We start from the raw sequence: 19166 nt of genomic DNA on the forward strand, positions 1-19166 counted from the left end.
TAATTGGAGGCCCGGCAACCGGGCCTCCAATTTATTGTTTCTTTTCAAGGGAAGACGAAGTCGCTGCCGTCGATCTGCGAGGCGGAGACGCCTTGCAACAGCACGTACGTATGGGGCGTGCTGGAGGTGGCGTCGAACAGGTCCAATGCGGCCGAACCATTCGACGAGAACAGGCTGATGTTCTTCACGTCGGCGCCTAGAACGATCTTGTCGATGCCGTCCTGGAAATCAACGATGATGTCCTGGCCGCCGTTCAGATTGAAATAGAACTGATCGGCTTCTGTGCCGCCGGTCAACTGGTCGTTGCCCGCTTGGCCCGCGAGGATATCCTGTCCAGCACCGCCAAGAAGCTGATCGACCCCGTTGCCGCCGATGACGACATCGTTGCCGTTGCCGCCTGTCAGATAGTCGTTTCCGTCCCGGCCCTGAAGGGTGTCGGCTCCATCGCCACCAGTGAGGTTATCGGCTTGCTCGCTGCCGGTAATCTTATCGTCGCCGCCCTTGCCGTCGATCGTGATTCCACGAACCGTCGAGTTCGCAGTGTTGACGACATTGTGTCCGATGATCGTGTCGGCTCCATCCGTTCCCCTTACCAGTGTAATATTCGCCAAATTGGTATTGGACAGATCGAGGTTGCCCCCGATCGAGATGATGTGCGCATCTCTGCCGCTGGTGTTGAAGATGTTTTCGATGCCGCTCATCGTTGAAATCTGCAACGAGACGTAGCTTACTCCCGCAGGATTGTAGCCATTCAAAAAGTTGGTGATGTTGATCGTATCGCTTTCCGGGGCGCCATTCGTGTTGGTGCCACCGTGATAGTCGCCGGCGCCGGCGGTGCCGCGGACATAGAAGGTATCGTTGCCGCCCTCACCATACATCGAATCGCCCAGTAGCCCGCCGTAGAAGCTGTCGTTTCCTTCTCCGCCGTACATGACGTTGTAGCCGGTAAAGGCGGGATCACGAGCAATGACATCGCCGATCAGCGTGTCGTTGCCGAGTCCTCCATAAAGAATGTCGTTGCCGTTGCCGCCAGTAATCTCGTCATTCTCGGCACCGCCATCGATCGTGTCGTTGCCGCCGTAGCCGTTCATCGTGTCCGCTGAGGCCGTTCCGACGAGATTGTCGTTTCCAGCACTACCGCCGATCGTTGCCATTGTTTTGCCCCTCGTATGCAGGTGGTTGAGATGTTCGCACTCGGCAGGAAATGAGGGCTGTTGTCGCTGCCGATGACCGCCAACACCCCATCCGCTTAGCGTCAGTCTTCGCGGAAGACCCGGCTTGCGTGATCTTGAATGGGTTTCAGAAAGAAGGACGCGACGGTGCGATCCGCCGTCGCTATGAAGGCCTCGACCGGCATTCCGGGCACAAGTGTCAGACCCGGAATGCGAGCCCGCTCCGATGCCGGCAGCGCGATCGTCGCCTCGTAGAAGGGCAGGCCGGTCTTCTCGTCCGTTTCGAGGTCGGCCGACATGCGCAGCACGGTGCCGAACAGTTCAGGCGTGGTCGAGCGGTTGAAGGCGGACAGGCGCAGCGTCGCCGTCTGACCCGGCTCGACCTGATCGATGTCCTGCGGCGCGATCCGCGCCTCGATCGTCAGTGCCGCACCGCGCGGCACGATTTCCATCAGCGTCTCCGCCGGGCGGATCACGCCGCCGACCGTATGGATGGCGAGCTTGTGGATCGTGCCGGCGATCGGCGCGCGGATCTCGATATGCCGAAGCTGGTCGAGCGCCTTCACCTCGTCCTCGGTGACCGCTGACTGTTCGTTGGCGACGTCGCGCAATTCGCGCGCCACCTCCTCTCGCATCGTCTGGTCGACCTGCTGAAGTTGGAGTTCGGTTTCCGCGACGCGGCCGCGCGCGGAGGCCATGGAGGCGATCAGTTGCCCGCGCTCGCCCTTCAAACGGGTCGCGTTGCGATCGAGCGCGTTGACCTGCCCCATCGAGGTCAGCCCCTTGTCGAACAGCGCGCGCTGGCCTTCTAGTTCCTTGAAGATGAGCGCCATCTCCTCGGCTTTCGCCTGCTGCTGGAGGTCGAGGCCACCGATCTGCTCGCGCAACTGCCCAATCTGCTCGCGCAGCCGGGCCTTCTGCCCTTCTCGCGCCACGCCCCGATCGTCGAACAGCCGCCGCTCCTCGGTCATCGCCGTCTCGGCTGCCGCCGGATGGACGCGCGCCAGGAGGGCGTCCGGAACGGACACTGCGGAACGGCTGTCGCGCTCCGCTTCGAGCCGTGCTCGGCGGGCGAAGAGCTGGTCCAGCTTGCTCGAGGCTGCGACGAGATTGGCACGCGTCACCGTCGCATCCAGCCGGGCGAGTACGTCGCCGGTCTCGACCTGACGCCCTTCTTCTACGAGAAGTTCGGCCGCGATCCCGCCCGTCGGATGCTGGACCTTCTTAACGTTGCCGTCGACGGCCAATCGGCCGGATGCGATCACGGCGCCCGCCAGTTCCGTCGTCGCGGCCCATGTACCGACGCCGCCGAACATGACGGCGACGCTCGCAGCGCTGACCAGCAGGGTCCGGCGCAGCGATCGGGACAGGGCTTTCTCTGTCTGCGATCCGGTCATTGCGCCACGGCCTCCCCGTCGATCACCGCCAGCGCGGGGGCCGCTCCAGCGGCGCGTGGCATCTTCGGCCGCTGCTGTTGCAGTCCGGCCAGTACCGCATCGCGCGGGCCGAACGACTTCATTACCCCGGCTTCCATCACGAGGAGGTTGTCGATGAGCGACAGAACGCTGTTGCGGTGAGCGACGATGATCACGATGCCGCCCCGCGCCTTCACGTCTGCAATGGCTTCGGCGAGCGCTTTGTCGCCGTCGGCGTCGAGATTGGAGTTCGGCTCGTCGAGAACGACGAGGAACGGCTCGCCGAACAGCGCGCGGGCCAGCGCGATCCGCTGGCGCTGACCGGCGGAGAGATCGATGCCGCCGGGACCGACCAAGGTATCGTAGCCGTCCGGCAGCGCGACGATCATGTCGTGAACGCTGGCGGCACGGGCGGCCGCGATGATCGCGTTTGCATCCGCATCCAGATCGAGGCGGGCGATGTTCTCGGCGACCGTGCCGGGAAACAGGTCGGAGTTCTGCGGCATGTAGCCGACATGGCGACCCCGCGCCTCGGCGGACCATTGATCGAGAGCGGCACCGTCGAGGCGCACGCTGCCGCGAGCGAGCGTCCAGACGCCGGTGAGCCCGCGCACCAGTGACGACTTGCCCGAGGCGCTCGAGCCGACGATGCCGATCACTGTACCGGCCTCGGCGGCGAAGCCGACGTTCTGCACCGTCATCCGGTTGCCACCAGGTGGCGCGAGAAAGACGCCGGCAACGGTTAGAGATTTGCTGGGCGCGGGCAGAGCGGTCCGATCGGCATCGCGACCGGAAAGTGCTATACCCTCCTTCAGACGCTGCCAGGACTGTCGCGCGCCAGTAAGCCCGCGCCAGTTGCCGATAAGCTGTTCGACGGGGGCGAGCGCCCGTGCCACGATCAGCGATGCCGCGATGATGGAGCCGCCGGACATGTCGCCGTGGATGACGAGGTACGCGCCGAGGCCGAGCGAGCCCGACTGGACGGCGTAGCGGACCGCCTTGGACATGGCGCCGAAGGTCGACGCGACATCGGTGCTCCGCCGCTGCGCGAGCGCATAGGCATCATGGCCCTCGCTCCAGCGCTCGGCCGCTCGGCCCGCCATGCCCATGGCGGCGAGGGACTCTGCGTTGGCAAAAGCGGCTTCGCCGTAGCGGTTGCGCCGGGAGAGCGCGGCCGCGGCCTCCTTCGTTAGTGCGCGGGTACGCCAGTCGGTCAGGATGGTCAGCGTGACCGGTACGGCCATGGCAGCGGTCGCGAGCCAGCCGATCAGCGGGTTCAGCAGAAAGCAGGCCGCGAGGAAGACTGGCATCCATGGCAGGTCGAACAGCGCCAGCGGACCGGGACCGGCGAGGAACTGGCGGATCTGTTCGGCGTCCTGCGCAGCTCGTAGCGCATCGCCGGAATGGCGGGTACGGAGCGAGATCAGTGCAACGGCGCCGAAGATACGTGGCGAAAGCGCGGTGTCGAAGAGCGTCGCGACCTGCGTCATGATCCGGGCGCGTAGCCCATCGAGAAGACCGGAGAAGGCGTAAAGCCCGACCACCAGTACCACGAGTGCGGAGAGCGTCGGCAGGCTCCGACTCGGGATCGCCCGGTCGTAAACCTCGAGCATGAACAGCGGCCCGGCGAAGCCGAGGATGTTGATGCAGCCGGAAAGCCCGATCGCGCCGACGAGTGCCGGTTTCGACAGGGTTGGGAGGCTGTTCTGTTTCCTGTCCGCCATCTGCAAGCGCCCGGCTCAGTTAACGACCAGGGCGTTGTGCTTCAGTCTATGGGAGTGCAGCAATTGGTTAAAATTGGTTAAATAATCTGCTAAGCAGTTGATATGGCATCCTAATCCGTTATGGTGAAAATCTGTCGAATGGCAGATATTCGCCGATCTGGACTGGCGTGATGCAAAGCAGATACAGAAGGGAAGCGGTCGTCGACCGGAGTTTGATCAGGCCGAGCGTCAACGCGCGGGTGATCGCCTGTTCCTTCGTCTGGCAGGAAAGATCGTTGACCGCACGATCGAGATGTTTGCGAACCGTATGAACGGACAACCCGAGATCGACACCGATTTCCGCCGGTTTGCGGCCTTGCGCCAGCAGCTCCAGACAGGCCGTAACCTTGGCGGTCAAACGGACCGGCGACGTCTCCCGGCGTGCTTCGGCCACGCTGAGCACGCGATCATGAAGCTGTAGCGCGAGCATCGCAATTTCGGCCTGCTGCTGACGGCGAAAGTCCGGCCAATCCGGCTCGTTCACGGTCGATTTGGTGATCGAAAACACCGCGGAGTTTTCGTTCGGGCCGTGCAGCGGAACGGTCAAGCCGATTGTCCCGACATCGTACCGCCGAAGCATCATGCGGTAGCGCTGTGCGTCGGGGCTGCCCCAATCGAGCGCCTCCCAATCGATCGGCAGAACAGACCGACGCGCTGCCTTCGCGATCGGGTCCCATTCGCCCACATGACGGCCTTCGTACTCGGCCGCCCACCGCGGAGAAGCGGTCGATAGGATCAAGCTCGGGGTTGCAGCAGCAGCGCCGAACCATCCTTGGTAAATGATATGCTTCACCTCGAATGTGTTGCGGATCGTCGGCAGGTACGCCTGCAAGGCGTCTGTTGAAGCCGCCTTTGCGATCTGTCGTCCGATCTCGTCCGTTACGTTTCGAAAGTCGTTCACAAGACGGCTCCCGAAGGGTCGGAGCCGCCTGGAAGTGTGCTGTAACTGGGACGACAATGGGCAGCCGTGGAACGGTTGCGGAAGCTGGGAGAATGGCTTCCCCGATCCGAACTTGCGGACATCAAGCAAGACTGGCTTCTTCGGCGTGTAGGGAAATGGGTGCGGGCCCCGGTCAGCGAAGTGGAAAGCCGCAGGATATGACGGACGTGTTTCCTTCGGCCCCGAAAGTCTTCGATCGCCCCAACCAGGATCGTTCGCCGCTCGAAATTCAAGGGCTCCTGTCGCAGCCGATCTGGGGTGAGTTGCGAACCTTCCTCGCGGTCGCCAAAAGCCCGTCCTTCGCGCGCGCGGCCGAACTTCTCGGCACCAGCCCCAACACGGTCAGCCGCGACGTAAAGCGTCTCCAGGACCAGCTCGGATCGCATCTCGTCATGAGCGGTTTCGCCGGCATCAGGCTGACGAATGCCGGAGCCAAGCTCGCAAACGCTCTGGCCGCGCTCGACTTCCACCTCTTCGCCCTCGCGAACGACTTGCGGGACGAGGGCGCCGCGACAGCCGGGCTCGTCAGCGTCAGCGTTTCGTCGGGGCTCGCCGCCGCCATCGTGGCGCCCGCCGTTCCCCAACTCGCTAGCCGCCATCCCAAGATCGAGCTCGACCTGCGCGAGCAGCTCTCGTTCCTGAACTTCGAGAAAAACCAATGCGACCTGATGGTCGCGCTGACACCGATCGAGCGCGCCGACATCGAATGCCTGGCGATCGGCACGCTGCACCTGATCCCGGTCTGCGGAACCGCTTACCTCGACAGGGTAGGGTCGCTGCCGAAGAAGGGCGCCCTTTGGGGGCATTCCTTCCTGCAATGCGGGTACTACCAGTCCGAGGCCGCAATTTGGCAAGACTGGAACGGCCTGATTGCCGAGGGCCAACTTACGCACCGCAGTGAGAACTCGCTCGCCTACTACGCGCTCGTGAAAGGCGGCGCCGGCATCGGCCTGCTCGGCAACTACGTGCAGGCCGATCCGTTCGTCGTGCCGCTGGATCTCGGCGTCCATGTCGCTCTTCCGATTTATCTGGTGGGGTTCGCGGAGCGGCTGAAGCAGCGCGCTGCCGCGGCCGTCCGCGACTGGCTGGTCGCGCTGTTCGCTGCCAACCCGTTCTTTGCGTCGGAGCTTCGGTTCTACAACGGCCAGTCGCCGGCGGAGACTGACATGCGGCGCCTGTTCGATGTCGGCTCGATCACGGAGCCGGATCGGTCCCGTTAAGTTCGTCGCGAAGGACGAGATACCCGTCAGCGACTTCGGTCAGGAACCGCGCCATGTCGAACGGCGGTCCGTTCGGCGCGCTGATCAGGCGACATACAAGCTCCGTATGCAGTCGCGCGCGATCAAGGATTCTCGTCCCGAGATCCTGATCCGGTGACGTCGGATCGGGATCGGGGATGTCGTCCGTCATGGCCATCAAGAATGGGCTTCGAAGGCTGTCGGCCGATCCCACTCGCCCTCGATCCGCAGCAGTAATGCGCTGTCGCTTTCCGGCGTAATGGCGCAAGGGTGCCGGTCGATCGCCCCGATCACCGAGAGGTAGGGTTCGCCATGGCCAGGAATCTGCACCGGCTGCGTGTCGATGAACTCGCCCTTGAACAGGATCGTCCAAAGCCTTGCCAGTCGCGGCTCGGCCTGCGTCATGACCTTGGCGTAGCCCTTCCTGGCGACATGCTCGAAGGTCATCCGGATGCAACGCTTGAGCACGGACGGATGCCGGTAGGCTTCGCGGAAGCAGGTGCGTTCGTACTTGGCGAACTCGGCGAACCAGCGGATGCGCAGGGAGCCGATAGGCTCGTCGCCGTCGTAGAAGACGACGTGGGTCGCCTGATGATCGTTACCGTCGAAAATGAAATTAGGTGCTATGCCATGTTCCTGGACGAAGCAGATGCTACGCATAATCATGGAGTCACGGATGTGCTCCGGCATTGTCGCGATCTGGCAGCGGATGCTGTTGCTCTTGGCGTTCATGCTGGCTCCGTCAGATCGTCTTCGGCGCCATGAAGCTCGAAGGCCTCGCGTTCGGGAATGACTGAAAATGCAGGGGGGCTGTCAAATTTGACCGACTGTCACGATCCGCTGGAGACAATCGCCGTTCTCGCCGCAGAAGGTGTGCGCCGCTTTGGCGACAATCCGAGGGCAATCACCACCTTCATCGAGGGCGAAATCGGAAGTATGCCGATCGAAAAGCGAACGGAATTGCGTCTGAGATTGGCGCTCGTTGCGACTCCAGCCTTTTACTCCCGACCGAGCGGCTGAGACCGCGTTCCGGTCAAGCTTAGAAGCCCGGTCTTTTAGGGCCGGGAGAAGTCACTGCGGACTGTCAGGAAACCACCCCGTCCGGTCTCAGGCCAAAGGGTAAGCGGACGCCCCGAAGCGGTCGGACGGTTCTTGACCCTAATCGGCACCGTCTTCCTTGGTGAGACCCTGACGATGCTTCGGCTGACCTCCTGCCTCGTCGTCGCGCTCGGCGCCATTCTCATCGGTCTTTGAGGGTAGAACTGTAATGAACTCTGGCCCCCCTCCCATCCGTATTGCAGCAGCGCTCATCACCGATCGAAAGGGGTGCCTCCTCCTCGTGCGCAAGGTGGGAACCCGCTGGTTCATGCAGGCAGGTGGTAAGATCGAGCCAGGCGAGGATGCGCTATCGGCTCTGCAACGCGAGTTGTACGAAGAGATCAACGTGACGTTCGACGCAAGCGATGCCCATCCTCTCGGTCGCTTCGAGGCACCAGCCGCCAACGAGACCGGGCAGATGGTGCAGGCCGAGCTGTTCCACCTGCGCCTCACTACCGCTTGCCTGCCCGTATCCGAGATCGAAGAGGTGATATGGGTTACGCCGGAGGCCGCCGAAGGTTTGCCGCTGGCTCCTCTAACCCGCGACCATCTCCTCCCTTTAGTGCGGGCTATGAAGCCGATCCTGTGAACGGCCGCATTTTCGAAGGCTCACACCAATAGCCGACAGTCCGCAATCCACCCAGTCCGGTCTCAGGCGGCGAAGGAAGCGCACGCTTGGAAGCGGTCCATCCGCAATCGACCCGACATTGACATACGCAGAAGTATCGCAGCCTTCTAAAAGCCGACGTTCGCGTAAGCACCTCGGAACAGGTTGCGACGTTTCGCCTGCCGACATTCGCATTTCCGGATCTGCCCGCACGAAGTCGATCAGGAACTCCAGCGCCGTCCTCATCCGAAGCGTTGCGGCGCACGGACGAGCGGAAAGCCATTGCTCGGCAACCGCTTAAGTGCCGGATTCCCTGCTTCTACGGCGTCTTCTCCAAACCGCTGGAACGAGAGCGCTTTACAAAGGAATTATTAAGGATCATGAATATCCATAAGGATGTCTAATATCCTTGATTGGAGAAGCGTGATGAGCCCTCGCATCGACTACGCCCAGCAATCCCCCGACCTCTTCAAGGCCTTCATGGAGTTCAGCCTCGCGCTGAAGAGCAGCGTCATCGAGCCGCCGATCCACGATCTCGTGCAGATCCGCGCTTCGCAGCTCAACGGATGCGCCTTCTGCGTCGACATGCATGTGAAGGAAGCGACGATCCACGGCGAGCGTCCCTTGCGTCTCCACCATGTCGCCATCTGGCGAGAGTCGACGCTCTTCGCGCCCCGCGAGCGTGCCGCCCTTGCCTGGACGGAGGTTTTGACGGAGCTGCCCGAAGGTGGCGTTCCCGACGAGCTTTACGAGCGGGTTCGCGGTCAGTTCTCCGAGAAGGAACTCTCGGACCTCACCTTCTCGATCATGGCGATCAACGGCTGGAACCGCGTTGGCATTGCTTTCAAGAGCATGCCCGGCTCCGCCGATAAAGCCTACGGCCTCGACAAGGCTGGCCTGAACTAAGCCCCTTCCTCAATCAACCCGACAACTGGAACGTGGTCGCGCTGGCGGCCGCGAACGGAGAAGACATATGAAGATCGTCATCATCGGCGGCACCGGCCTCATCGGCTCGAAGACCGTGATACGCCTCAGCGCCCAGGGGCACGAGGTCGTCGCGGCCTCGCCGAACACGGGCGTCGACACCATCACCGGAAAGGGCCTGGCGGATGCTCTGGAAGGCGCGGAGGTCGTGATCGACCTCGCCAACTCGCCCTCCTTCGCGGACCGGGACGTCCTCGACTTCTTCGGAACGTCCGGCCGCAACCTCCTGGCCGCCGAGGCCGTGGCCGGCGTGAAGCATCACGTCGCGCTGTCCGTCGTCGGCACGGAGCGGCTCCAGGAGAGCGGCTACTTCCGCGGCAAGCTGCTCCAGGAACGGCTGATCAAGGAAAGCGGCATTCCCTACACCATCGTCCACTCCACGCAGTTCATGGAGTTCCTCGGCGGGATCGTGCAGTCCGGCACGGTCGGCACGACCGTCCATTTGTCGCCCGCCTTCGTGCAGCCGATCGCATCCGATGACGTCGCCGACGTCATGGCGGAGGTCGCTCTTGCTCCTCCGGCGAACGGAACAATTGAGATCGCCGGCCCGGAGCGCTCGCGCCTCAGCGATCTGGTCGCACGATACCTCACGGCCATCAGCGACGAGCGTACCGTCACGGCCGATCCCGAAGCCAAGTACTTCGGCGCCCGCCTCGACGATCTCTCGCTCGTCTCGAACGACGATCCCCGGCTCGGTCGGATCACCTTCGAGGACTGGTTCAAGATCGCCGTCCGCCGCTGAGGGCGGCACCCTCCATCACGACCGTCAAATCCTTCATCACCCGTGAGGTTTCTATGATCAGATCATCTCTCGCCGCCCTGTCGGGTCTCGCCGCCTTGTCGGCGCTCCTTGCCACTCCGATCGAGGCGGAAGCGCACGACACAGGCAAGGCGTCCAAAGTTACCGTCGTCTACGAGCACGAGCTTCCGAACGTTCCGGGCAAGAGCCTCAAGGGTGTGCTCGTCGAGTACGGCCCCGGTGGCAACTCGGCGGCGCACACCCATCCGGATTCCGCCTTCATCTACACCACCGTCCTTGAGGGCGCGGTGCGCAGCCAGGTCAATGACGGGCCCGTCACGGTCTACCGGGCCGGAGAGAGCTTCTCGGAATATCCCGGCGACCGTCATGCGGTGAGCGAGAACGACAGCCAGACCGAGCCGGCCCGCCTGCTCGCGGTCTTCGTGGTCGATACCAGCGAAACGACCCTCGTCCGTCCCATGAAGCCCTGATGCCGACGGAGCGGCCATGCTGGCGCCGGGCCAGCGCCGCCGCTCCGTCCCACTGGTGGACGCCGCAAGCCGCGGTCGCCGTTCCTCTTCAGGCGTGAATGGTTCCGATGGTCTTCAGCACTACCCTCCTATCCGGCATCGTTGCGCTCAACGCCGTCGGCCTCATCGGCATCCTCGTCTGGCATCTCATCTCTGCCGAGCGCGCCATCATACGGCTTGTGGTCCAGATCGCCTTCTTCGTCACGATGAGCGGGCTCCTTCTGCGACACGACATTCTGCCTCGCGGGACCGTCGACGGTGAGATCGGCTGGCAGAGCGTAGCGCTCGTCGCTGCCAAGCTCCTGTGGTGGCTGCATCTCGCCTGGGCACTCATCGGCTTCGTGCGGATCTACCTCGTTGTCGAAGGACATCCGCGCCAAGCCCGGCTGTTGCAGGATCTCGTCGTCGGTGGCGTCTATCTCGGCACCGCGGCCGCCATGCTGGCCTTCGTCTTTGCCGTTCCGATCGGCACGCTCGTTGCCACATCCGGCGTCGTCGCCATCATCCTCGGCCTTGCGCTCCAGAATACGCTCGGTGACGTCTTCTCCGGCATCGCCTTGTCGATCGGTCGACCCTATGCCATCGGCGACTGGATCCTTCTCGGCGACGGCACGGAAGGACGCGTGGTCGAGAGCAACTGGCGCTCGACGCATCTCCTGACCTCTACCTGCAACATCGTGGTCCTGCCGAACAGCATACTGGCCAAGCTCGCGCTGACGAATATCAGCCGACCGGCAGAAGCGCATGTCCTCGTGATGACGCTGCGTATCGCACCGACCAGGATGCCATCCGTAATCGTCGAGGTTCTTCGATCCGCACTCGTGAGCTGCAACACGATCCTGCGTGATCCACCGCCGGCGGTGGCCGTGCGCAAGCTCGATGCGACTGCCCTGGAGGTCGAGCTTCAGTTCACCGTGCACAGCCCCTCGCACCGGACGCCCGCCCGCAACGAGGTCGTCGACCGCGTCTATCGGCACTGCAAGTCTGCGGGTCTTCTCCTTGCCCTTCCGCCGACGGCAGGGATTCTCACCGCCGATCTTCCAACGGAGGAAACCGCTGCCACGCCGCCCGTCACGGCGCTTGGGCTCATCGACGCCGTCCCGATCTTCTCGCGTCTCGAACCGGAAGAGAAGCGACGCCTCGCCGATGCTGCCTCGACCCGCACCTACGCGGCAGGCGATGTCGTGGCCGAGGAAGGTGCGATCCTCGACTGCCTGATGATCGTCCGGGCGGGAACGATTCAGATATTGCAGGGCGGCAAGACGGTCAGGTTCCTCTCAGCCGGCGACGCCTTCGGCGAACTGGGTCTCCTCGCCGGCTCCGTGATGCTTTGCCGGATGGAGGCACTCTCCCCTGTCACCGTCTACGTCATTCCGGAAAGGATCATTGCCGAACTCTTGGCCGAACGTCCGGGCCTGGCGGAGGATCTCGCACGGGAATTGGCAGACCGCCTGCCTTCGCATGCTTTCGAAGGACCATCAGAGGATCGACGTCGGAAGATCCCGACTCTGATAAGGACGATCAAGGCACTCGTGCGAAAGGACGCGGCCCGGGTCAGCCCGCCCGCTTGACCACCCACTCGTAGGTACCTTGCCAGATCGCCGGCGGCACGTCCAAAGCCAGCGTCTCCACCATGTCGGACAGGCGTACGCTGCGCAGCTTCGCCCGCCACGCTTCGTCCGCCTCCCACATCACCTTGGCGATCGAGCATGGCTTGTCGTCGCAGTGTCGGTCCGGACGGCAAGGATTGGCGGCCCGGATGTTGTTGCAGACGAAGGTCCGCGACTTGCCCTCGACGGCCTCGACGATTTCGAGAAAGTTCAGTTCTGAAGGTGGCCTCGCTAGGCGATAGCCGCCCGTCGGCCCAAGCGTCGTCAGCACCAGACCCGCTTGCGACAGGCTTTGGAGAGCCTTGGACAGGTACTCCTTTGGTAGGCCGTGCAGCTCCGCCAGTGCCTTAGTCGACAGGTACCGCCCCTCCGGAACGGCAGCGAGGATGGCGCAGCAGTGCAGGGCCCACTCGACCTGACTCTTTAGGATCATCGAACGCCGCCATGCTGTCTCGCCACTGAGCACAATATAAGGATATTCTGCATCCGAAACTAGTGCGCAGTGGACACTGGTCTGCATGAGATCTGTTTTGAGATCACATCCTTGAGACGGTCAGAATGGATGGGCGAGGCGAATTTCGACCCAAGTTCGCCGCTAACAGGTCGATCGGGCGATCCCGAAACCGGACGCTGCCGTTGGCACCGCGCGAGTTGTCTACAGAGACCGTGCCACCGACGCCCGCCAGACGAGTGATGCTTCGAACACGCGATCCTGAGGCTCCTCGACGATCCCGTCCGCGACGAGCCGTACCGTCCATTCGGTGATGTCGGCCACGGGCTGTGCGAAGGTCGTCAGATCGTAGGACGCCCAGCCGGCCTGCTCTATGTCGTCGAACCCGATCACGCCGACGTCGTCCGGCACGCGGCGCCGAAAACGATGACGCACCGCGTCCATGACCCCGCAGGCCAGGAGGTCGGTCACGGCAAAGATGGCGTCGGGCGGCTCGTCGGACGAGAACAGCGACGTCCCGCCTTGAAGCCCGCTCTCGTAGGCGGTCGCGCCGCCTTCCCACACGGCGACCTCGGCTCCCGCTTCTTTGGCGGTCGCCAGAAAGCAGTCCCGGCGGGCCGTCAGACTAGGGGTGCCGATCCCCGAGGTAACGAGGGCGAGACGCCGATAGCCTGCGCGCAGGAAGAGCGTCGCGGCTGTCCGGGCAGCGCGGGCGTTGTCGACCGACAGGTTGACCGTGCCCGGCAGGTGGTCGTCCCGATTGAGGAGCACGAGACGCTGGCCACTGTCGAGGCAGCTCTGCGCGATCGAGCGATAGGGCGTGCCGGACAGCACCACGGTCGCATCGGCACGGTAGTTGAGGGTTTGACGCAGCGCCCCTTCCACGTTCCCCGATGCCCGCCCCGCGTTCAGCACCATGACGACCTTGCCCGCCTCCTGCAGCGACCGCGACAGACTTTCCAGAAGCCGTGACAGGTAGGGCGTGTGGATGTCTGCGACGATCAGACAGACGATTCCGGTCTGCTGGCGCATCAGGCCTCGCGCCAGGTGATTCACGTGATAGCCGAGCTCGGCCGCGGCCGCCTCGACCTTGGCGCGCGTGTCGGGCGAGATGCTCGCGCCCGGCGTGAACGCCCGCGACACCGCGGAGCGCGAGACGCCGGCCAGCCGCGCCACCTCTTGAGCGCTCGCAAAGGTAGGGCCCGCCGACGGGCTGCGCGTCGTCTTGCTCAGAGCGCCGATCTCCCTTGCATCGCCGTGCGCCGGTCCCTGGAATAGCAATGACAGCGCGGACTGGAGTTGACAATCATCGATCTACGGTTGAGCTTGCACACGAGTGCAAACGATGATGATGCTGGGAGGCTCGAAGCATGCGCACCAAACTTCTCGTCACGACAATCCTGTTCAGTGCAATGACAGCCGCTCTGCCTGCCCGCGCCGCCGGAACGCTGAACCTCGTCTGCGCCGCCGACGTGAAGTGGTGTGAGCTGATGGAGCGGGAGTTCGAGGCCAGCCACGAAATCGACGTCAACATGGTGCGCATGAGCTCCGGTGAGGCCTACGCGCGCCTTCGCGCCGAGGCCCGCAATCCGAAGACCGACATCTGGTGGGCTGGTACAGGCGACCCTCACCTTCAGGCGGCCGACGACAACCTGACCCTCGAATACAAGTCGCCCGCCCTCGACCAGCTTCAGCCCTGGGCGCAGAAACAGGCCGAAGTCTCCGGCTACAAGACGGTCGGCGTCTACTCCGGCGCGCTCGGCTGGGGCTACAACACGCAGATTTTGGAAAAGAAGGAACTTGCGGCGCCCGCCTGCTGGAAGGACCTGACCGACGCGAAGTACAAAGGCGAGATCCAGATCGCCAACCCCAACTCGTCGGGCACCGCCTACACCGCGCTGGCCACCCTGGTGCAGCTGATGGGCGAGGACGAGGCCTTCGCCTACCAGAAGTCGCTGAACGCCAACGTCACCCAGTACACGAAGTCCGGCTCTGCCCCGGTAAAGGCGGCGGCGCGGGGCGAGACCGGCATCGGCATCGTGTTCATGCACGACGCGGTGGCGATGACGAAGCAGGGCTTCCCGGTGAAGACGGTCGCTCCTTGCGAGGGGACCGGCTTCGAGGTCGGGTCGATGTCGATCGTCAAGGGCGCAAAGAACCTCGAGAACGCCAAGATCTTCTACGACTGGGCGCTGTCGCCGGAGGTGCAGTCGAAGGCCGCCGAGGCCGACAGTTTCCAGTTGCCGTCCAACAAGAGCGCGACCGTGCCGCCCGAGGCGCCCAAGCTCGAAGACATCAAGCTGATCGACTACGACTTTGCCAAGTACGGCAATGCCGAAACCCGCAAGGCGCTGCTGGAGCGCTGGGACCGCGAGATCGGCGCCTCCGCCAACTGATCCGGCATCGGCGGGCGCCGCTCGGACGCCCGCCGTCCCCAGCTCTCGGGAGGATCTGTCGATGGATTCGCGCGTTCGCCGGCTCGACGGCGCCCTGGCCCTCGCTCTTATCGCCTTCGCCCTCCTACCCTGGTACGGGCTGGAAGGCGGCCTGTGGTCGCTGTCTTGGGCGAACGCGTGGCCGCTCTCGCCGGACGTGGCGCCGGGCCTTCTTCAGATCGGCCTGCGCTCGGCCCTATGGCTTGTGCCGCTCGGCCTCGCGATCGCGGCGGCCGTGGCCCTGCGCTTCACGCCGCCCGGCGAGCGGCGGGGCCGATGGCTGGCAGCCGTCGGCGGCACTGGCCTTGCCTTCCTCGTCGCCGAGGGTCTGGCCATCGGCTACGGCGGCTGGAACTGGAGCGGCTGGGAATCCCTGTTCGGGCCTTTGGACGACGGCCAGCCGCCGTTCGGCCTCGGCGCCTTCGCGCTGGCGTTGGCGTTCATCCTGTTCCTATCCTTCGGTCTAGCCGAACGCGGGCGGCTGCGTGGTGACGCCTTCGTGCTCTCGGCCATCGCGCTGGTGGTCGCGCTTGTCACCGCCTTCGTGCTCTACCCGCTCGCCAGCCTCTTTGCAGGCGCATTCCAGGCCCTCGACGGTTCCTTCGACGCGTCGAGCTTCCTGTCGAACATTCAGGACCCGTCGATCTGGTCGCTCGCGTGCCTGACGGGATCCGGCCATTGCGGCTTGGCCTGGCGCACCGTGACGCTCGCAATCTGCACCGGGCTCGGCACGACGATCCTCGGGCTCGCCTTCGCCCTTGTCGCCACGCGCACCGCCTTTCCCTTCAAGCGGCTGCTTCGCCTCCTGACGATCCTGCCGATCATCACGCCGCCCTTCGTCATCGGCCTCGCTCTCATCCTCCTGTTCGGGCGCTCGGGTGTCGTCACGCAAGGGGTCCTGACCCTGACCGGCCTCGACGGGGGACGCTGGCTCTACGGCTTGCCCGGCATCTGGATCGCGCAGATGCTGAGCTTCACGCCGATCGCCTTCATGGTGCTGATCGGCGTCATGGAAGGGATCAGCCCGGCGATGGAAGAGGCGGCGCAGACGATGCGCGCCAACCGCTGGCGCACGTTCTGGACGGTCACCTTCCCGCTGATGCGCCCCGGCCTCGCCAACGCCTTCCTCGTCGGCTTCATCGAGAGCATGGCCGACTTCGGCAATCCACTGGTGCTGGGCGGGAGCCATGGCGTCCTGTCGACCGAAATCTTCTTTGCCGTCGTCGGCGCGCAGAACGATCCGGCCCGTGCCGCCGTCCTCGCCCTCGTCCTCCTCGGTTTCACTCTGTCGGCCTTCTTTCTCCAGCGCCTCTGGCTGCGCGGCCGTAGCTACACGACAGTCACTGGCAAGGGCGATTCTGGCCGCCATGTGCCGCTCGATCCGAAGCTGCGCGCCGCCGTGGTGGGCGCGGTCTCGGTCTGGGTGTTCTTCACGCTGACCGTCTACGCGATGATCGTCGCCGGCAGCTTCGTGCGCACGCTCGGTCTCGACAACACGCTGACGCTCGAACACTACGCCAAGGCCTTCTCGGTTTCCGCCGGGGACGCCGGCCTGCGCTGGACGGGTGTTGCCTGGAACTCGTTTTGGACGACGATGGAGATCGCTCTGATCGCCGCGCCCCTCACGGCACTGGTCGGCCTTCTCTCGGCCTACCTGCTGGTCCGCCAGCGCTTTGCCGGCCGCGAGTTGCTGGAGTTCGTGCTGATGCTGTCCTTCGCCATCCCCGGCACGGTGATCGGCGTGTCCTATGTGCTCGCCTTCAACCTGCCGCCGATCGAGATGACCGGCACGGCGCTGATTCTCGTGATCTGCTTCGTGTTTCGCAACATGCCGGTGGGCGTGCGGGGCGGCATCGCGGCGATGAGCCAGCTCGACCGCAGCCTCGACGAGGCGTCGCTGACCTTGGGCGCCAACTCCTTCACGACGCTCCGGCGCGTCGTGCTGCCCCTCCTGAAGCCGGCCATCGTCGCGGCATTGGTCTATTCCTTCGTGCGTTCGATCACCTCGATCAGCGCCGTGATCTTCCTGGTCAGCGCCCAGTACAACATGGCGACTTCCTACATCGTCGGCCTGACCGAGAACGGCGAATACGGCGTCGCCATCGCCTATTCCACCATGTTGATCGTGGTGATGATCTGCGTCATCGGGCTGTTCCAGCTCGCGGTGGGCAAGCGCACGCTCCGGCGTGAGACCCGCAACGTCGCACCGGCCGCCGCAGCCCCGACGACCACCATCACGCTTTCCAAGGAAACGCCCGCATGAGCCAGCCCGCAGAACTCAAGGGGTCCGTGCGCTTCGAAGCCGTCGAGAAGCGTTTCGGGTCGGTCGTCGCCATTCGTTCGCTGTCCTTCGACATCGAGCCGGGATCGCTGGTCACGCTGCTGGGGCCGTCTGGCTGCGGCAAGACCACGACGCTTCGCATGCTCGCCGGCCTCGAGCAGCCGACGGCAGGGCGCATCCTGATCGGAGGGCGGGACGTCACCAACCTGCCGGCCAACGAGCGCGACGTCTCGATGGTGTTCCAGTCCTACGCCCTCTTCCCGCACATGACGGTCGGCGAGAATGTCGCCTACGGCCTGCGCTCGGGCGGCAGTTCCAAGCGCGAAGCTTTGGAGCGGGGGAAGGATGGCCTTGCACTGGTGGGTCTGGCTGGCTTCGCCGACCGCCTGCCGAGTGAACTGTCCGGCGGACAGCAGCAGCGTGTAGCCGTGGCGCGGGCGCTGGTGCTGGAGCCCCAGGTCCTGCTTCTCGACGAGCCGCTGTCCAACCTCGATGCGCGTCTGCGCCGCCATGTCCGTACCGAAATCCGCGAGCTTCAGCAGCGGCTCGGTTTCACCGCCGTCTACGTCACGCACGACCAAGAGGAGGCGCTGGCCGTTTCCGACCGGATCGTCGTGATGCAGAGCGGCGAGATCGCGCAGGCGGGTACGCCACGCGAGCTCTACGAGGCACCGGCCTCCTCCTTCATCGCCGACTTCATCGGCGAGGCGAACGTCGTCCCTTGCGAGGTCGCAAGGCGCGCGGATGGCGGGCTGGAGGCCCGGCTTGGTGGCCTGCGCCATCCGATCCGAGCGCCGGACGAGCGCGAAGGCGCCGCCAGGCTCGCGATCCGGCCCAACGCGATGACGATCGGTGAGCCAAGACCCGACCGCCTGGACGGGCGCGTCGCCAGCGCCGCCTATCTCGGCGACCACATCGAATACGAGGTCGAGACGGCGCACGGCCGCCTCTTCGTCGTCGACACCGCGATCGAGAACGTACGCCCCGTTGCCAGCGATATCGGCATTGGCCTGCATGAGCGCGGCGTTGCCCTGATCCCAGCCTGAGAGAACCCATGTCCGACACGATCGACCATTCCGACATTGCCGTCGCAGATCGGCAGATGCTGGCCGAAGCCATCGCCCGTGAAGGCGGGGCCGTTGCGCTCGGCTATTTCCGCGATCGCTCGCGACTCACGATCGACCAGAAGACGAGCGGGCAGGACGTCGTCTCCATCGCCGACAAGGAGGTCGAGACCCTGCTGCGCGAGCGCATCACGGCTCGCTTCCCCGACGACGGCTTGCTCGGCGAGGAGTATGGCCTTCAGGAGGGAGCGTCCGGTTTCCGCTGGGTGATGGATCCAATCGACGGAACCAGCCCCTTCGTGTTCGGGATCCCCGCCTGGTGCGTCTCGATCGCGATCATGCAAGGGGATGCGATCGTCGCCGGCGTCATCTACGCGCCGACCACCGACGAACTCTATTCCGCACGCCGCAGGAACGGGGCGACGCTTAACGGGCAGCCCATCCGAGTTTCCAGCGAAGCGACGCTGCAGTCCGGCGTCCTCGGCCTCGGCGCCAATCACCGCATTCCCAGCCGGGTCGTCTCCGACGTCGTCCGGCAACTCCTCGATGAAGGCGGCATGTTCATCCGCAATGGATCCGGGGCGCTGATGATGGCCTATGTCGCGGCCGGGCGTCTGGCGGCCTACTGGGAGCCCCACATGAACGCCTGGGACTGCTACGCAGGCTACGTACTGATCGAGGAGGCGGGCGGCTGGATCGTCGATCCGTCAAAATGGAGCAGCATGAGCGCGGGTGGAGCCGTGATCGTGGGCTCGCCGGGCACGAAGGCGGACCTCCTGCGGATCGTCGAAGCAAATGCCGCCTGAACCGCCGTCGCATCCGGTCCCGATCGAACCCAT

The 19166-nt window shown here is 64.3% G+C and carries 19 protein-coding genes; 11 read left to right on the forward strand and 8 right to left on the reverse strand.

From position 1 onward, the window contains the following. Window positions 1–44: 44 nt before the first annotated feature. From AUL33_RS20490 to AUL33_RS21820, 4 genes are all read right to left on the reverse strand, one after another. Complete coding sequence (locus AUL33_RS20490; protein WP_062212860.1) at window positions 45–1154, reverse strand: calcium-binding protein; 1110 nt, start codon at window positions 1152–1154, stop codon at window positions 45–47. Between the two features lie 101 nt (window positions 1155–1255). Then, on the reverse strand, window positions 1256–2569 hold the full coding sequence (locus AUL33_RS20495) for an HlyD family type I secretion periplasmic adaptor subunit (RefSeq protein WP_062212864.1): 1314 nt from the start codon (window positions 2567–2569) through the stop codon (window positions 1256–1258). Further along, entirely contained in the window at window positions 2566–4311 is a 1746-nt protein-coding gene (locus AUL33_RS20500; protein ID WP_062212867.1) for a type I secretion system permease/ATPase, read from the reverse strand. The genes AUL33_RS20495 and AUL33_RS20500 overlap by 4 nt, the downstream gene beginning before the upstream one ends. A gap of 118 nt (window positions 4312–4429) precedes the next feature. Further along, the gene (locus AUL33_RS21820; RefSeq protein WP_192843238.1) at window positions 4430–5251 is read right to left on the reverse strand and encodes a LuxR family transcriptional regulator; all 822 of its coding nucleotides are present in this window, start codon (window positions 5249–5251) and stop codon (window positions 4430–4432) included. Window positions 5252–5343: 92 nt separating this feature from the next. On the opposite strand from AUL33_RS21820, the gene AUL33_RS20510 reads away from it, so the two are divergent. Next, the gene (locus tag AUL33_RS20510) at window positions 5344–6510 is read left to right on the forward strand and encodes a LysR family transcriptional regulator (RefSeq protein ID WP_244492372.1); all 1167 of its coding nucleotides are present in this window, start codon (window positions 5344–5346) and stop codon (window positions 6508–6510) included. Here the strand turns inward: AUL33_RS20510 and AUL33_RS20515 are convergent. Both AUL33_RS20515 and AUL33_RS20520 read right to left on the reverse strand, forming a co-directional pair. Continuing rightward, window positions 6485–6700, reverse strand: a complete 216-nt coding sequence (locus AUL33_RS20515) for a hypothetical protein (RefSeq protein WP_192843239.1) — start codon at window positions 6698–6700, stop codon at window positions 6485–6487. The genes AUL33_RS20510 and AUL33_RS20515 overlap by 26 nt on opposite strands. Before the next feature lie 5 nt (window positions 6701–6705). Next, window positions 6706–7260, reverse strand: a complete 555-nt coding sequence (locus AUL33_RS20520; protein WP_244492373.1) for a hypothetical protein — start codon at window positions 7258–7260, stop codon at window positions 6706–6708. 57 nt (window positions 7261–7317) lie between these two features. Here AUL33_RS20520 and AUL33_RS22380 point away from each other — a divergent pair, with 57 nt between their 5' ends. From AUL33_RS22380 to AUL33_RS20545, 6 genes are all read left to right on the forward strand, one after another. Next, entirely contained in the window at window positions 7318–7548 is a 231-nt protein-coding gene (locus AUL33_RS22380) for a hypothetical protein (protein WP_156419531.1), read from the forward strand. A gap of 247 nt (window positions 7549–7795) precedes the next feature. Next, window positions 7796–8215, forward strand: coding sequence for an NUDIX domain-containing protein (locus AUL33_RS20525; protein WP_062212880.1), 420 nt, complete (start codon window positions 7796–7798; stop codon window positions 8213–8215). A 444-nt stretch (window positions 8216–8659) separates the two neighbouring features. After that, window positions 8660–9139, forward strand: a complete 480-nt coding sequence (locus AUL33_RS20530) for a carboxymuconolactone decarboxylase family protein (protein ID WP_062212883.1) — start codon at window positions 8660–8662, stop codon at window positions 9137–9139. Between the two features lie 67 nt (window positions 9140–9206). Next, window positions 9207–9959 (forward strand): SDR family oxidoreductase, encoded by a 753-nt coding sequence (locus AUL33_RS20535; RefSeq protein ID WP_062212886.1) that lies wholly within the window; start codon window positions 9207–9209, stop codon window positions 9957–9959. 53 nt (window positions 9960–10012) lie between these two features. Further along, entirely contained in the window at window positions 10013–10447 is a 435-nt protein-coding gene (locus tag AUL33_RS20540; protein ID WP_062212889.1) for a cupin domain-containing protein, read from the forward strand. A 107-nt stretch (window positions 10448–10554) separates the two neighbouring features. Continuing rightward, a complete protein-coding gene (locus tag AUL33_RS20545; protein ID WP_062212893.1) occupies window positions 10555–12057 on the forward strand; it encodes a mechanosensitive ion channel family protein in 1503 nt (500 codons plus the stop codon). On the opposite strand, the gene AUL33_RS20550 is transcribed toward AUL33_RS20545, so the two are convergent. Beyond that, on the reverse strand, window positions 12041–12529 hold the full coding sequence (locus tag AUL33_RS20550; RefSeq protein WP_062212896.1) for an Rrf2 family transcriptional regulator: 489 nt from the start codon (window positions 12527–12529) through the stop codon (window positions 12041–12043). The genes AUL33_RS20545 and AUL33_RS20550 overlap by 17 nt on opposite strands. A 222-nt stretch (window positions 12530–12751) precedes the next feature. Continuing rightward, window positions 12752–13723: a LacI family DNA-binding transcriptional regulator gene (locus AUL33_RS20555; protein WP_244492374.1), complete on the reverse strand. Its 972-nt coding sequence runs from the start codon at window positions 13721–13723 to the stop codon at window positions 12752–12754. A gap of 194 nt (window positions 13724–13917) precedes the next feature. Here AUL33_RS20555 and AUL33_RS20560 point away from each other — a divergent pair, with 194 nt between their 5' ends. The 4 genes from AUL33_RS20560 to AUL33_RS20575 all read left to right on the forward strand — a co-directional run bounded on the left by AUL33_RS20560 (window position 13918) and on the right by AUL33_RS20575 (window position 19133). After that, window positions 13918–14943 carry an ABC transporter substrate-binding protein gene (locus AUL33_RS20560; protein ID WP_062212899.1) on the forward strand — a complete coding sequence of 342 codons (1026 nt, stop codon included), beginning with the start codon at window positions 13918–13920 and terminating at the stop codon, window positions 14941–14943. Between the two features lie 61 nt (window positions 14944–15004). Further along, window positions 15005–17245 (forward strand): iron ABC transporter permease, encoded by a 2241-nt coding sequence (locus tag AUL33_RS20565; RefSeq protein ID WP_062212904.1) that lies wholly within the window; start codon window positions 15005–15007, stop codon window positions 17243–17245. Continuing rightward, a complete protein-coding gene (locus AUL33_RS20570) occupies window positions 17242–18309 on the forward strand; it encodes an ABC transporter ATP-binding protein (protein ID WP_062212907.1) in 1068 nt (355 codons plus the stop codon). The genes AUL33_RS20565 and AUL33_RS20570 overlap by 4 nt, the downstream gene beginning before the upstream one ends. A gap of 8 nt (window positions 18310–18317) precedes the next feature. Further along, window positions 18318–19133 (forward strand): inositol monophosphatase, encoded by an 816-nt coding sequence (locus AUL33_RS20575; RefSeq protein WP_062212909.1) that lies wholly within the window; start codon window positions 18318–18320, stop codon window positions 19131–19133. Window positions 19134–19166: the final 33 nt, after the last annotated feature.

This window comes from Aureimonas sp. AU12 (assembly GCF_001463705.1).
Taxonomy (GTDB): Bacteria; Pseudomonadota; Alphaproteobacteria; order Rhizobiales; family Rhizobiaceae; genus Aureimonas.